We start from the raw sequence: 13,224 nt of genomic DNA, 5'->3' as shown, positions 1-13,224 counted from the left end.
CTGTTGCCGCAGTCAGGAGCAAGGCATCGCGCTCCAGTGGGCCCTGCAAAGGGCCGAGCGTCGACATAACCTCGCACCCGCCGCGCTATCCTTTCCGTTCCCTTCTGCCGAACTCCGCCATGGCCGTCGAAATCGAACGCAAGTTCCTGCTCGCTAGCGACGCGTGGCGCCAGGCGATCGTGCATCGCGAGCGTATCGCCCAGGGTTACCTGGTTGGTGCGCAGGCGCTGCACGAAGGCCACGCGCGCGCCTCGGTGCGCGTGCGCCGCGCGGGCGAGCGGGCATGGCTGAACATCAAGAGCGCCACGCTAGGCATCGAGAGGGCAGAGTTCGAATATCCGGTGCCGCTGGAGGATGCCGAATCCATGCTGGCCTCGCTGTGCGACGGCGTGCTGGAGAAGATCCGCCATCACGTCGAGGTGGACGGCACGCTGTTCGAAATCGACGAATTCCTGGGCGACAACGCCGGGCTGGTGGTGGCCGAGGTCGAATTACCCGCTGCCGACGCGCCGTTCCCGCGCCCAGCCTGGCTGGGTCGCGAGGTCAGCGCCCTGGGGCGCTACTACAACGTCAACCTGATCGCGCATCCGTTCGCGCGCTGGTCGGATGCCGAGCGCACCGCTGCCGATGGCGTGGAAGCCGCAGGAGCGCGGGCATGCTGCTGATCGGTCTCGCCGGGCTGGAGCTCGAGCCGCGCGAGCGCGACTGGCTTCTCGCGCCCGGCGTGGCGGGCGTAATCCTGTTCGCGCGCAACTACGCCGATCGCGGGCAGCTGATGGCGCTGGCCGAATCCATCCGCGAGGTCGGCGGAGAACACCTGCTGATCGCGGTCGACCAGGAAGGTGGTCCGGTACAGCGTTTCCGCGAGGGATTCACGCGCCTGCCAGCCCTGTCGAAAATCGGCGCGACGTACGGGCGCGACCCTGAAAACGCCGTGCGCCTGGCCGAGGAACACGCCTGGGTGATGTCGAGCGAGCTGCGCGCCTGTGGCGTGGATTTCAGCTTCGCTCCGGTGGTGGACCTGGCCCGCGGCAGCGCCGCGATCGGTCCGCGCGCTTTCCATGAAGACCCAGGCATCGCCGGCGAGCTGGCACAGGGCTACGTGCGCGGCATGCACCTGGGCGGCATGGCGGCGGTGCTCAAGCACTTTCCCGGCCATGGTTCGGTCGCGGCCGATACGCACAAGGCGCAGGCGATCGACCCCCGTCCGCTGGACGCGATCCGCGACGCCGACCTGCGTCCGTTCGTCGAAGCCATCGAGGCGCATGCCGAGGCGGTCATGATGGCGCACGTGATCTATCCGGCCGTGGACGAGCGTCCGGCCGGCTTTTCACCCGTGTGGATCGAGGACATCCTGCGGGGCGAGCTGGGCTTCGCCGGCATTGTCATCAGCGACGACATCAGCATGGCCGCGGCGGGTACCGCCGGCGGTGTGGGGGCGCGGGTCAGGGCGCACCTGGCCGCCGGGTGCGATCTGGTGCTGGCGTGTTTTCCGGAGGTGGTGGACGAGGCGATCGCCGCGCTGCCACCGCCGTCCGACGACGTCCTCGAGCGCCTTGCGCCGCTGCGCGGCGCCATTGGCGCGACCTGGGAAGGCCTCCTGGACAACCCGCAACGCGACCGTTTCATCGCGCGGATCACCGCGCTGGACGAACCTGAAGGAAACGCATGACCACTCCGCTTCCCCCGCTGGCGCAGGCGCTGGCCAATGCCGACGTGCTGTTCGAGCGCGATGAACTGGAAACCGTGATCGCCGATCTTGGCCGGCGTATCGATGCCTCGCTCGATGGCGAGCGGGCGGTGTTCCTGACCGTGATGAACGGTGCGCTGATGTTCGCCGGCCAACTGGCGCTGTCGATCCGCACTGACCTGGAATTCGACTATGTGCACGCCACCCGCTACCGCGGCGCCACCGCCGGGCGTGACCTGTGCTGGCTGCGCGAGCCGCAGGCGGCGCTGGCCGGGCGGACGGTGCTGCTGGTCGACGACATCCTGGACGAGGGCCACACGCTCAAGGCGGTGCGCGACGATTGCATGAAGCGCGGCGCTAAGCGTGTGCTGATCGCCAGCCTCTGCCGCAAGCTGCACGACCGCTGCGTGGAAGGCATCGCCCCGGACTTCAACGGCGTGGAGCTGCCGGATCGCTACGTGTTCGGCTATGGCATGGACTACTACGAGCAGGGCCGCAACCTTCCGGCCATCTACGCACTGAGGGGCGAATGAGCCCGGGAACGACCATGACCGAACCGACCATCGACCTGGCCGTCATCGGCGGCAGCGGCCTGTACCAGTTCCCCGGCCTTGAAAACATCAGCCGGCGTGCGCTGGAAACGCCCTATGGACCCGCCTCGGGCGAGGTGGTGCTGGGCGACTTCGCCGGCAAGCGGCTGGCTTTCCTGGCGCGTCATGGCGAAAGCCACGCGCTGGCGCCGCATCGGGTCAATTACCGCGCCAATCTTTGGGCGCTGCACGCGCTGGGGGCCCGGCGGGTGATTGGCGTCAACGCAGTCGGCGGCATCCGCGCCGACATGGGCCCGCGCGTGCTGGTGGTGCCCGACCAACTGATCGATTACACGCACGGCCGCGTCACCAGCTTCTGTGACGCCGAGGGCGTCGAGGTCCGGCATATCGACTTCAGCGAGCCCTATACCGCCTCGCTCCGGCAGGCGCTGTTGGCGGCGGCAGGCAGGGCGGGCATCGCCATGATCGACGGCGGTTGCTACGGCGCGACCCAGGGCCCGCGGCTGGAAACCCGTGCCGAAATCGCCCGCATGAAACGCGATGGCTGCGACCTGGTCGGCATGACCGGGATGCCGGAAGCGGCCCTGGCGCGTGAACTCGAACTGGAATACGCCTGCCTGGCGCTGGTGGCCAATTTCGCCGCCGGTTGCGGCGATGAGGCGGAAATCAGCATCGAGGAGATCTTTGCCCACCTGGCCGCGGCCACGGCGCAGGTTCCGGTGTTGCTCAAGGCAATGCTGTCCTAATCAGCTAATGGCCTTTTCGCACAAAAGTTAATCGCGCATATTGCGCTTTACCGGTAAACATGCTGATACTTTTGCCCGTGCCAGGGGCGGCCGACCAGGGGAAATGGCGGTCAGGCTCCAAAGCCCTGGTGCATCCAGTCCTAGTCAGAGGTTCACGCAATGCGTTTCGGTACGGTCAAGTGGTTTAACGACGCCAAGGGTTTCGGCTTCATCGCACCCGAGGACGGTGGGGAGGACGTGTTCGTCCATTTCTCGGCCATCAACTCCAAGGGCTTCCGTAGCCTGCAGGAAGGTCAGCGCGTGAAGTTCGAAGTCACCACGGGTCCGAAAGGCGCCCAGGCTTCGGGCGTGGAAATCGCAGCCTGATCCGCGCTTAGCGCGTCATGATGAAAGAAAAAGCCCCATGCTCGCGCATGGGGCTTTTTTTGTGCTTCAGGCGGGAGCCCGCAAGGGGGCTCCTGCGCAGGGCCAGGGCTCGGATCAGCCGAGCAAGTGCTGCTGGTCCAGCCAGCGCTCGGCATCGAGCGCGGCCATGCAGCCGAAACCGGCCGACGTGATCGCCTGGCGATAGACGTGGTCGGCGACGTCGCCGGCGGCAAACACGCCCGGCACCGAGGTCAGCGTGGCCATGCCGCTGGTCCCGCTACGGATCTTGATATAGCCGTCGTGCATTTCCAGCTGGCCTTCGAAAATGCCGGTATTGGGCGTATGGCCGATGGCGACGAAGAAACCGGTGGCCTCGATATCGCGGGTCGCGCCGGAATTGACGTCCTTCACGCGCACGCCGGTCACGCCGGACTGGTCGCCCAGCACTTCGTCGATGGTGCTGTTCCAGACCAGCTCGATCTTGCCGGCAGCCGCCTTCTCGAACAGCTTGTCCTGCATGATCTTTTCAGCACGCAGTTTGTCGCGGCGGTGCACCAGGGTGACCTTGCGCGCGATGTTGGCCAGGTAGAGCGCCTCCTCCACGGCGGTGTTGCCGCCGCCGACCACCACCACGTCCTGTTCGCGGAAGAAGAAGCCGTCGCAGGTGGCGCAGGCGGACACGCCGCGGCCCTTGAACTTCTCCTCGCTCGCGATTCCCAGGTACTTGGCGGTGGCGCCGGTGGCGATGATCAGCGCGTCGGCGGTGTACTCGCCGGAATCGCCCTTCAGGCGGAACGGGCGCTGCTTGAGGTCCACCACGTGGATGTGGTCGAAGATCATCTCCGTGTGGAAGCGTTCGGCGTGCTCGGCCATGCGCTGCATCAGCGCCGGGCCCTGCAGGCCCTCCACGTCGCCCGGCCAGTTGTCCACTTCCGTGGTGGTCATAAGCTGCCCACCCTGCTGCAGGCCGGTGATCAGCGTCGGCTTGAGGTTGGCGCGCGCGGCATACACCGCAGCGGTGTAGCCGGCGGGGCCCGAGCCGAGGATCAGCAGGCGGCTGTGCTTGGGGGTGGTCATCGTTATAATCCTTGGGTTTGCTGGCGGCTTTGATCGTTACTTGCCTTGACCAGGCGCGACATGGATGTTGCCGCGCCGAAAAGGCCGGTGCTTGGAACCCCGCAAGGATGGGGAAGGGCGACGGGCGATTCAAGGCTTCCGCTTTCCGGTTTCCCACCCGTCGACGCGTTTGCGCCGGCCCAACCCCACAGGATTGCTAACTGCCATGCGTATCGGTATTCCTTCCGAAACCAAGACCCTCGAAGGGCGCGTCGCCCTCGTCCCCGCCGCTGCCGCCGACCTGGTCCGCCGCGGCCACGAGGTGTTCATCCAGGCGGGCGCCGGCGAGAAGAGCGGCTTCTCCGACGAGGCCTATACCAAGGAAGGCATCACCGTCGTTCCCGACGCCGCCGCGCTGTACGAGAAGGGCGAGCTGATCGTCAAGGTCAAGGAGCCGATCGCCGGCGACCTGGCCCTGCTCAAGAAGCACCACCTGCTGTTCTGCTACCTGCATCTGGCGGCCGAGCCGGCGCTGACCAAGTCGCTGCTCGACATCGGCCTGACCGGCGTGGCGTTCGAGTCCGTTGAAGAGAACGGCGGCCTGCCGCTGCTGCTGCCGATGTCGGTGATCGCCGGCCGCATCGCGACCCAGATCGGCACCACGCTGCTGCACCGTCCGCAGGGCGGCAAGGGCAAGCTGCTGGGCGGCATGGCCTCCACGCCGCGCGGCAAGGTCGTCGTACTGGGCGCCGGCGCAGCCGGTGGCAACGCTGCTGCCCTGGCCGCGGCCGCGGGCGCCAACGTGGTGGTGTTCGACAAGCGCCAGGATCGCCTCGCCGAGATGATGGCGATGGGTCCGAACGTGACCGCGCTGTACGCCTACGAGTCGTCGGTGGCGCAGGAAGTGCGCGACGCCGACCTGGTCGTCGGCGCCGTGCTCATCCCCAGCGCCAAGGCCCCGCGCGTGGTCACCGAGGACATGGTCAAGACCATGGAGAAGGGCTCCGTGCTGGTCGACATCTCGATCGACCAGGGTGGCTGCTTCGAGACCTCGCGCCCGACCACCTGGAAGGAGCCGACCTACGACGTGCACGGCGTGACGCACTTCTGCGTGACCAACATGCCGGGTGCCGTGCCGCAGACCTCCTCCGTGGCGATCTCCGCAGCGATCCTGCCGTACGTGCAGCGCCTGGCGGCCGGCAACCAGTGGCGCGAACATGCCCCGCTGGCCGGCGGCATCAACGTCGATGGCGGCAAGCTGGTGCATCCGGCGCTGCAGGGCATGGTCTGAGCCTCGAGGCCTGAATCCCTCTCCTCCCGGAGAGGGTGTAGACAGGCGGGTGAGGGTACGGGCGGAGCGCGGCATTTCGCTGCGCCCGTGTCCTCGCCCCAGGCCCCTCTTCCAGCGGGAGAAAGGCGCCTCCGGACACCTGCGCCTTTGCAGAAAAATCAAGCTACTACCCCCTCCGCGCCCTGTGTAGACTTGGGGCGAAGTCTCGAGGGGAATCCACTCTGGTGGCGCGAAGCGCAGCAAACGTAAAGAAGGCACCCGAATCGGTCGGTCTCAGCGAAGAAGCCAAGCGCCGCCTGCGCGAGGCCGGCGCGCTGCTGCTGCTTCCGCTGGCGGTCTACCTGCTGGTCTGCCTGGCCAGTTACAACGATCAGGACCCGAGCTGGGGCCACGTCGGCACGGTCGAACACGCGCGCAACTTCGGTGGCGCCGTCGGCGCGAACATCGCCAACCTGCTGCGCTACATCTTCGGCTGGGTTTCCTATTGTTTTCCGCTGCTGCTCCTGTTGCTGGGCGTGCAGGTGCTGCGCCAGCGCGGCGAGCATGCCGAACACCCGTGGGAGTCCTCGCTGCGGCTGATCGGCTTCGTGTTCTTCTTCATCACCGCGCCGGCGTTGATGTATCTCAATTTCAGCGAGCCCGTGCTGCCGCAGGGAACCGGCGGCATCATCGGGCAGTGGGTCGGCCACGGCCTGCTGCAGGCCTTCGGCGAGAAAGGCGCGCCGCTGTTGCTGCTGGCGCTGTTCCTGATCGCGGTGACGCTGGCCACGGGCCTGTCCTGGTTCAAGGTGATGGACTGGACCGGGCAGGGCACGCTCATGCTGGTCGGCTGGTTGCGCGGCAAGCTCAAGCAGGCGCCGGAAGTGGCCAAGGCCCAGCAGGCGCGCGCCGAGCGCGAAGTGGTCAAGAAGGCCGAGGCGGTCAAGCAGGCCAAGCGCGAGCCGGTGCGCATCGAGACGCCACCCGCGCCCGTGGCCAAGAGCGAGCGCGCCAGGCTCGAGACGCAGATCCCGCTATTCGTGGGCGCTTCGCAGCCCGGTGAGTTGCCGCCGCTGTCGCTGCTGGACGAGGCGCCGGAGCAGGGGCCGGGTTACTCGGAAGAAACCCTCGAAGTGCTCTCGCGTCAGGTCGAGCTGAAGCTCAAGGATTTCCGCATCGAGGCCAAGGTCGTCGGCGTGTATCCCGGCCCGGTGATCACCCGCTTCGAGCTGGAACCCGCCGCCGGCGTGCGCGGCTCGCAGGTGTCCAGCCTGGACAAGGACATCGCCCGCGGCCTCTCGGTGGTCAGCGTGCGCGTGGTCGACGTGATCCCCGGCAAGAATGTGATCGGCCTGGAGATTCCCAACACCCGCAAGCAGATCGTGTATCTGTCCGAGATCCTGCGCTCGGACAAGTACGACCAGATGAAGTCGCCGCTGGCGCTGGCGCTGGGCAAGGACATCGGCGGCAAGCCGGTGGTCACGGACCTGGCCAAGATGCCACACCTGCTGGTCGCCGGCACCACCGGTTCGGGCAAGTCCGTCGCGGTCAACGCGATGGTGCTCTCGCTGCTCTACAAGGCGAGCCCGAAAGACGTGCGCATGATCATGATCGACCCGAAGATGCTGGAGCTTTCGGTGTACGAAGGCATCCCGCACCTGCTCGCGCCGGTCGTGACCGACATGAAGGAGGCCGCCAACGCCCTGCGTTGGTGTGTCGCCGAGATGGAGCGCCGCTACAAGCTGATGGCCGCGGTGGGCGTGCGCAACCTGGGCGGGTTCAACAAGAAGGTCAAGGACGCCGAGGCGGCCGGCCAGCCGTTGCTCGACCCGCTGTTCCGCCCGAATCCCGAAATGCCCAACCTGGCGGCCGAGCCGCTGGAACCGCTGCCTTACATCGTCATCATCATCGACGAATTCGCCGACATGATGATGATCGTCGGCAAGAAGGTGGAGGAGTTGATCGCCCGCCTGGCGCAGAAGGCGCGCGCCGCCGGCGTGCACCTGGTGCTGGCCACGCAGCGTCCCTCGGTGGACGTGATCACCGGCCTGATCAAGGCCAACATCCCGACCCGCATCGCCTTCCAGGTTTCCTCGAAGATCGACTCCCGGACGATCCTCGACCAGTCCGGCGCCGAGGCGCTGCTCGGCCACGGCGACATGCTCTACCTGCCGCCAGGTACCGCCACCCCCGAGCGCGTGCACGGCGCCTTCGTCGATGACCACGAGGTCCATGGCGTGGTGGCCTGGCTGAAGGCCCAGGGCGCGCCACAGTACATCGAGGGCGTGCTGGAGGAGGTGCAGGCCACCAGCGACGGCAAGTTCATCAACGACTCGGGCCTGCCGCAGGACGGCGAGGAAGGCGGCGACGCCGACGCGCAGCTCTACGACAAGGCGGTCGCCGTGGTGACTCAGACCCGCCGCGCCTCGATCTCCGGCGTGCAGCGCCACCTGCGCATCGGCTACAACCGCGCGGCGCGGTTGATCGAGCAGATGGAACAGGACGGCGTGGTCAGTGCCCCGCAGCACAACGGCAATCGCGAGGTTCTCGCGCCGCCACCGCCGAAATAGCCACCTGCCGCGACGCGATCCCGTGTACAGGCGCCCTCGGGCGCGACCGCCATGCATGATGAAACACCGGGGTGCGCCCAAAGGCGCCCCTGCATACGTCTCGCAGGGCATACGCGTCAGCGAGCCTACAATCCGCTTGTGCCGCGATTAAGCCGCGGCTACCCAAACTTTCCCGCACGTTCCAGGAACAGGGTTTCCATGAACCGCCTAGTCCTCATCCTCCTCGCCTCGCTCGCGTTTTCCCTGGCGAGCCTGGCCCATGCCACCACGGGCCCCGCGCGCCAGCGCCTGGACGCTTTTGCGACCGACCTGCATTCGCTCAAGGGCCACTTCACCCAGACCCTCGCCGATGCCAGCGGGCAGGGCGCAAAGACCAGCTCCGGCACGCTCGCGCTGGAGGCTCCGCGCCAGTTCCGCTGGGACACGCTCGAGCCGTACAAGCAGACCATCGTGGCGGACGGCAGCCGCGTGTGGTTGTACGACCCGGAGCTGGAACAGGTCACGGTGCGCGTCCAGAGCACCGAGGAAGCGCACAGTCCGCTCACCGTCATCACGGACCTCAAGCAGCTCGACAAGGATTTCAGCGTGGCCGAGCGGGGCGAGCGTGATGGCCTGGTCTGGCTGCGCCTGAGCTCCAGGGCCAAGGATCCGCAGTTCGACTACGCGGACCTCGGTTTCGACGCGCAAGGCCTCAAGCGCATGATGTTCCGCGACCAGCTCGGCGCGGTTACCGACATCCGCTTTTCCGACTGGCAACGCAACGTCGACCTGTCGCCCTCGACCTTCAACTTCACCCCGCCTCCGGGCGCCGACGTGATCGGCGACCTGCCGGTCATGACCACCCATCCGCTGAAGGACTGATCCGGTCATGCCCGTGCTGCGCCAGCTGCCGCGCTGGGCGTGGGTTGGCGGTGGGGTGCTCGCTTTCATCGCGGGCCTGATCAATGCCGCGGGCTACATGGGGTTCCGCCACCAGTCGATCAGCAACCTGACCGGCTCGACGACGCTGCTTGGCATCTCCTTGGGCGCCGGCGACCGCGGCGAGGCGTTTCATTGGGCCTTGTCGCTGCTGGCCTTCGTGTTCGGCGCGATGGCCAGTGGCGCGATCGTGCAGAAAAGCACGCTCAAGCTAGGACGTCCCTATGGCGTGGCACTGCTGCTCGAATCGCTGCTGCTGTTCGCCGCCGTGCCACTGCTCCAGCGCGAATGGTCGATCGGCCTGTGGCTGGCCTCGATGGCCTGCGGTCTGCAGAACGGCATGGTCAGTGCCTACAGTGGCGCCGTGTTCCGCACCACCCACGTCTCGGGCATGTTCACCGACCTTGGGATCTACCTCGGGCATCGTTTGCGTGGGCTGGAGGTGGATACCTTGCGCGTGCGCGTCTGCCTGCTGGTGATCGGCAGCTTTCTGTTGGGGGGCGTCGTAGGCGCGCTCCTGTTTGACCACCTGCGCGAGCGCAGTCTGTTGATACCGGCGGTGTTGACCGGCCTGTGCGGCACGCTCTACAGCCTCTACCGCCAGCGCACGACAACCCCGTAGGCGCGCGCCCGGCAGCTGTCAGCGCCCGCAACGCGGCGGGCGGTATCATCCGCCGATGCCCGAGACCGCCTCCCTGTTTCCCGATTCCGATGCGCTCAAGCCGCTTGCCGAACGCATGCGTCCGCAAAGTTTCGATGAGATCGTCGGCCAGCCGCGGCTGACCGCCAATGAATCGCCGCTGCGCCGCGCGCTGGAGGCGGGCAAGGTGCATTCGATGGTGCTGTGGGGCCCGCCGGGCTGTGGCAAAACCACGCTGGCGCTGCTGGTGGCGCGCTACGCCGATGCCGACTTCCGCGCCATCTCGGCGGTGCTTTCCGGCTTGCCGGACGTACGCAAGGCCTTGGCCGAGGCGGAAGCGAACTTCGCCCAGGGCAGGCGCACGGTGCTGTTCGTGGACGAGGTGCACCGCTTCAACAAGGCCCAGCAGGATGCCTTCCTGCCGCACATCGAGCGCGGCGTGATCGTATTCGTCGGCGCCACCACGGAGAATCCGTCGTTCGAGCTCAATTCCGCGCTCCTGTCACGCTGCCGCGTGCACGTGCTGGAGGCGGTGTCGGCGGACGCCATCGTGGCGGCGCTCGAACGGGCGCTGGCCGACGAGGAACGCGGCCTGGGCCGGCTGCACCTGCAAATCGAAGCCGAGTCGCTGAAGCTGATCGCGCAGGCGGCCGACGGCGATGTGCGCCGCGCGCTCACGCTGCTGGAAATCGCCGCGGAACTGGCCCACGAAGGGCGCATCGACGAATCCACCCTGACCCAGGTACTGGCCGATCGCACGCGACGTTTCGACAAGGGCGGCGAACAGTTCTACGACCAGATTTCCGCGCTGCACAAATCGGTGCGCTCCTCCGATCCGGACGCCGCGGTGTACTGGCTGTGCCGCATGCTCGATGGCGGGTGCGATCCGCTCTACCTGGCGCGCCGCATGACCCGCATGGCGGTCGAGGACGTCGGCCTGGCCGAGCCGCGCGCTTGGCGCATGGCGCTGGACGCCTGGGATACCTACGAGCGACTGGGCAGCCCCGAGGGCGAACTGGGCCTGGCGCAACTGGCCATCTGGCTGGCCATCGCACCGAAGAGCAACGCCGCCTACATGGCCTACAACAAGGCCCGCGCCGCCGTGCGCGACTCCGGCACGCTCGAAGTCCCGATGCACCTGCGCAACGCACCCACCAAGCTGATGAAAGGGCTGGGTTACGGCAAGGGCTACCAGTACGACCACGATGCCAGCGGCGGCATCGCGCTGGGGCAGCAGTGCCTGCCCGACGCCCTCGATGGCGCGGTGTTCTACGAACCGGTCGACCGCGGACTGGAGCAGAAGCTGCGCGAGAAATTGCTGGCTCTGCGCGAGGCCCGTCGCCAGGCGCGCAAGTAGTGGCTTCAAACGCCGGCCCAAACATCGGCGGCGCTTGATCCGCGGCGTGCCGCCTGCCTAGAGTCGGCCCACCAACCGGGGAGGGAAGCATCATGCGTATCCTGATCGCGGCGCTGATCGGCGGCATCGTGATGTTCATCTGGGGCGCCGTGGCGCACATGGCGCTGGGGCTCGGCAATCCAGGCATACGCCCGCCGGCCCACGAGGACGTGGTGCTATCCAGTCTGCACGAAGGGCTGGGCAACGAACCGGGTGTCTACATCCTTCCCTGGCTCGACCCTGACGCCATGGGTGACGAGGCCGCCGTCAAGGCATACGGCGCCAAGGCCAGCGCGGCGCCGTATGCCTGGGTGGTCTATCTGCCGCAAGGCGAGGACATGACCCGCATGGGGCCGCAGTTGGCCACGCAGTGGGCGGGCGATACGTTGGCGGCGCTCGTGCTGGCGAGCCTGATGAGCGTGACCGGTCTGGGATTCGGTCGGCGCCTTGGCCTGGCCGGCGCGGTAGCGGTGTTCGCCTGGATGAGCACCATGGTGCCCTACTGGAACTGGTACCGCTTTCCGGCCAGCTTCACGGCGGCGGCGCTGATCGAGCAGGTGATCGGCTGGCTGCTCGCCGGTGCCGCGATGGCCTGGTGGCTTGGCCGACGCGAACGCCGACCCGCCTGAACCTGGTTTCCTTGCGGGCTCCTGCAGGTTTCCGGAGGCGACCACGCGTTTGCTAGCGCGTGGCCCCCACGGCGATAATCGACGGTTCAAGCACTTCGACGGAACGCCCCCATGCTGGACCCCGCCCTCCTGCGCTCGCGCCTGGCCGACACGGCCGCGCGCCTCAAGCAAACCCGTGGTTTCGACCTGGACGTTGCCGCCGTCGAAGCCCTGGAGGCCGAGCGCAAGCGCCTGTCCACCGAGACGCAGGAGTTGCAGAACCTGCGCAACACCCGTTCCAAGGCCATCGGGCAGGCCAAGGCCAAGGGCGAGGACGTCGCGCCGCTGATGGCCGAGGTCGCCGGCATCGGCGACCGGCTCAAGGCCAACGAGCAGGCGCTGGGCGAGGTGCAGTGCAAGCTCGCCGGCATCGCGCTGGGCATCCCCAACATTCCGCACGAATCGGTGCCGGTCGGCAAGGACGAGCGCGACAACGTCGAGATCAGCCGCTGGGGCCAGCCGCGGAGTTTCGACTTCCCCGTCAAGGACCACGTCGAACTGGGCGAGCGCCACGGCTGGCTCGACGGCGACGCCGGAGCCAAGCTCTCCGGCGCCCGCTTCACCGTGCTGCGCGGCCAACTGGCCCACCTGCACCGCGCGCTGGGGCAGTTCATGCTCGACCTGCACACGGGCGAGCACGGCTACCTCGAATGCAACGTGCCGGTGATCGTCAATGCCGACAGCATGCAGGGCACCGGCCAGTTGCCCAAGTTCGAGGAAGACCTGTTCGCCACCGACGTCGGCGAGACACGGCGTTACCTGATTCCCACCGCCGAAGTGCCGCTGACCAACCTGGTGCGCGACACCATCCAGGATGTCGAGGCGCTGCCGCTGCGCATGACCGCGCACACGCCGTGCTTCCGCGCCGAGGCTGGCAGCTATGGCCGCGACACCCGCGGCATGATCCGCCAGCATCAGTTCGAAAAGGTCGAGATGGTGCAGGTCGCCCGTCCCGACCAGTCGCACGCGCAGCTGGAAGAAATGGTGGGACACGCCGAAGCCGTGCTGCAGAAGCTTGGCTTGCCGTACCGCAAGATGCTTCTGTGCAGTGGGGACATGGGTTTCACCGCCGCCAAGACCTACGACCTGGAAGTGTGGCTGCCCAGCCAGAACACCTACAGGGAAATCTCCAGCTGCTCCAACTGCGAGGATTTCCAGGCCCGTCGCCTGCAGGCGCGCGTGCGCAACCAGGAAACCGGCAAGCCCGAGCTCGTCCATACCTTGAACGGTTCCGGTCTCGCTATCGGACGCACCCTGATCGCGGTCATGGAGAACTACCAGAACGCGGACGGTTCGATTACCGTACCCGACGCACTCAAGCCCTACCTGCGGGGCCTCGATCGCCTCGCCTGA

At 67.2% G+C, this 13,224-nt stretch carries 13 protein-coding genes; 12 read left to right on the top strand and 1 reads right to left on the bottom strand.

Features of this window, described 5'->3' with window-relative positions:
- Positions 1 to 119: 119 nt before the first annotated feature.
- The 5 genes from ACFWZ1_RS09880 to ACFWZ1_RS09860 all read left to right on the top strand — a co-directional run bounded on the left by ACFWZ1_RS09880 (position 120) and on the right by ACFWZ1_RS09860 (position 3,353).
- Positions 120 to 665, top strand: coding sequence for a CYTH domain-containing protein (locus ACFWZ1_RS09880; RefSeq protein WP_231320316.1), 546 nt, complete (start codon positions 120 to 122; stop codon positions 663 to 665).
- Positions 656 to 1,672, top strand: coding sequence for a beta-N-acetylhexosaminidase (nagZ, locus tag ACFWZ1_RS09875; protein WP_439666288.1), 1,017 nt, complete (start codon positions 656 to 658; stop codon positions 1,670 to 1,672). Before ACFWZ1_RS09880 ends, nagZ begins: the two co-directional genes overlap by 10 nt.
- Complete coding sequence (locus ACFWZ1_RS09870; RefSeq protein WP_231320313.1) at positions 1,669 to 2,223, top strand: hypoxanthine-guanine phosphoribosyltransferase; 555 nt, start codon at positions 1,669 to 1,671, stop codon at positions 2,221 to 2,223. Before nagZ ends, ACFWZ1_RS09870 begins: the two co-directional genes overlap by 4 nt.
- Before the next feature lie 14 nt (positions 2,224 to 2,237).
- Positions 2,238 to 2,987 carry an S-methyl-5'-thioinosine phosphorylase gene (locus ACFWZ1_RS09865; RefSeq protein ID WP_439666287.1) on the top strand — a complete coding sequence of 250 codons (750 nt, stop codon included), beginning with the start codon at positions 2,238 to 2,240 and terminating at the stop codon, positions 2,985 to 2,987.
- Positions 2,988 to 3,146: 159 nt separating this feature from the next.
- The gene (locus ACFWZ1_RS09860; protein ID WP_036117760.1) at positions 3,147 to 3,353 is read left to right on the top strand and encodes a cold-shock protein; all 207 of its coding nucleotides are present in this window, start codon (positions 3,147 to 3,149) and stop codon (positions 3,351 to 3,353) included.
- 114 nt (positions 3,354 to 3,467) lie between these two features.
- Here ACFWZ1_RS09860 and trxB read toward each other — a convergent pair whose 3' ends face one another.
- Positions 3,468 to 4,430, bottom strand: a complete 963-nt coding sequence (gene trxB / locus ACFWZ1_RS09855; RefSeq protein WP_439666286.1) for a thioredoxin-disulfide reductase — start codon at positions 4,428 to 4,430, stop codon at positions 3,468 to 3,470.
- Positions 4,431 to 4,635: 205 nt separating this feature from the next.
- On the opposite strand from trxB, the gene ald reads away from it, so the two are divergent.
- From ald to serS, 7 genes are all read left to right on the top strand, one after another.
- Positions 4,636 to 5,700 carry an alanine dehydrogenase gene (ald, locus tag ACFWZ1_RS09850; protein WP_231320310.1) on the top strand — a complete coding sequence of 355 codons (1,065 nt, stop codon included), beginning with the start codon at positions 4,636 to 4,638 and terminating at the stop codon, positions 5,698 to 5,700.
- Positions 5,701 to 5,924: 224 nt separating this feature from the next.
- Complete coding sequence (locus ACFWZ1_RS09845) at positions 5,925 to 8,249, top strand: DNA translocase FtsK (RefSeq protein WP_275045763.1); 2,325 nt, start codon at positions 5,925 to 5,927, stop codon at positions 8,247 to 8,249.
- 198 nt (positions 8,250 to 8,447) lie between these two features.
- Positions 8,448 to 9,110: an outer membrane lipoprotein chaperone LolA gene (lolA, locus tag ACFWZ1_RS09840; protein ID WP_439666285.1), complete on the top strand. Its 663-nt coding sequence runs from the start codon at positions 8,448 to 8,450 to the stop codon at positions 9,108 to 9,110.
- Between the two features lie 7 nt (positions 9,111 to 9,117).
- Positions 9,118 to 9,789: a YoaK family protein gene (locus ACFWZ1_RS09835; protein WP_439666284.1), complete on the top strand. Its 672-nt coding sequence runs from the start codon at positions 9,118 to 9,120 to the stop codon at positions 9,787 to 9,789.
- A gap of 55 nt (positions 9,790 to 9,844) precedes the next feature.
- Positions 9,845 to 11,164 carry a replication-associated recombination protein A gene (locus ACFWZ1_RS09830; RefSeq protein ID WP_231320307.1) on the top strand — a complete coding sequence of 440 codons (1,320 nt, stop codon included), beginning with the start codon at positions 9,845 to 9,847 and terminating at the stop codon, positions 11,162 to 11,164.
- A gap of 92 nt (positions 11,165 to 11,256) precedes the next feature.
- Positions 11,257 to 11,832 carry a hypothetical protein gene (locus ACFWZ1_RS09825; protein ID WP_231320306.1) on the top strand — a complete coding sequence of 192 codons (576 nt, stop codon included), beginning with the start codon at positions 11,257 to 11,259 and terminating at the stop codon, positions 11,830 to 11,832.
- A gap of 111 nt (positions 11,833 to 11,943) precedes the next feature.
- Positions 11,944 to 13,224, top strand: coding sequence for a serine--tRNA ligase (serS, locus tag ACFWZ1_RS09820; RefSeq protein ID WP_439666283.1), 1,281 nt, complete (start codon positions 11,944 to 11,946; stop codon positions 13,222 to 13,224).

The sequence above is a fragment of the Frateuria sp. GZRe14 genome (assembly GCF_051900395.1).
Classification (GTDB): domain Bacteria; phylum Pseudomonadota; class Gammaproteobacteria; order Xanthomonadales; family Rhodanobacteraceae; genus Frateuria_A; species Frateuria_A edaphi.
The sequence above is the reverse complement of the archived record's forward strand: the minus strand, read 5'-3'. Positions and strand labels throughout refer to the sequence as shown.

Bases quoted from the DNA above. Each gene is read 5' to 3' on its own strand.
- ACFWZ1_RS09880 (WP_231320316.1), top strand. From the start codon at position 120: ATGGCCGTCGAAATCGAACGCAAGTTCCTGCTCGCTAGCGACGCGTGG.
- nagZ (WP_439666288.1), top strand. From the start codon at position 656: ATGCTGCTGATCGGTCTCGCCGGGCTGGAGCTCGAGCCGCGCGAGCGC.
- ACFWZ1_RS09870 (WP_231320313.1), top strand. From the start codon at position 1,669: ATGACCACTCCGCTTCCCCCGCTGGCGCAGGCGCTGGCCAATGCCGAC.
- ACFWZ1_RS09865 (WP_439666287.1), top strand. From the start codon at position 2,238: ATGACCGAACCGACCATCGACCTGGCCGTCATCGGCGGCAGCGGCCTG.
- ACFWZ1_RS09860 (WP_036117760.1), top strand. From the start codon at position 3,147: ATGCGTTTCGGTACGGTCAAGTGGTTTAACGACGCCAAGGGTTTCGGC.
- trxB (WP_439666286.1), bottom strand. From the start codon at position 4,430: ATGACCACCCCCAAGCACAGCCGCCTGCTGATCCTCGGCTCGGGCCCC.
- ald (WP_231320310.1), top strand. From the start codon at position 4,636: ATGCGTATCGGTATTCCTTCCGAAACCAAGACCCTCGAAGGGCGCGTC.
- lolA (WP_439666285.1), top strand. From the start codon at position 8,448: ATGAACCGCCTAGTCCTCATCCTCCTCGCCTCGCTCGCGTTTTCCCTG.
- ACFWZ1_RS09835 (WP_439666284.1), top strand. From the start codon at position 9,118: ATGCCCGTGCTGCGCCAGCTGCCGCGCTGGGCGTGGGTTGGCGGTGGG.
- ACFWZ1_RS09830 (WP_231320307.1), top strand. From the start codon at position 9,845: ATGCCCGAGACCGCCTCCCTGTTTCCCGATTCCGATGCGCTCAAGCCG.
- ACFWZ1_RS09825 (WP_231320306.1), top strand. From the start codon at position 11,257: ATGCGTATCCTGATCGCGGCGCTGATCGGCGGCATCGTGATGTTCATC.
- serS (WP_439666283.1), top strand. From the start codon at position 11,944: ATGCTGGACCCCGCCCTCCTGCGCTCGCGCCTGGCCGACACGGCCGCG.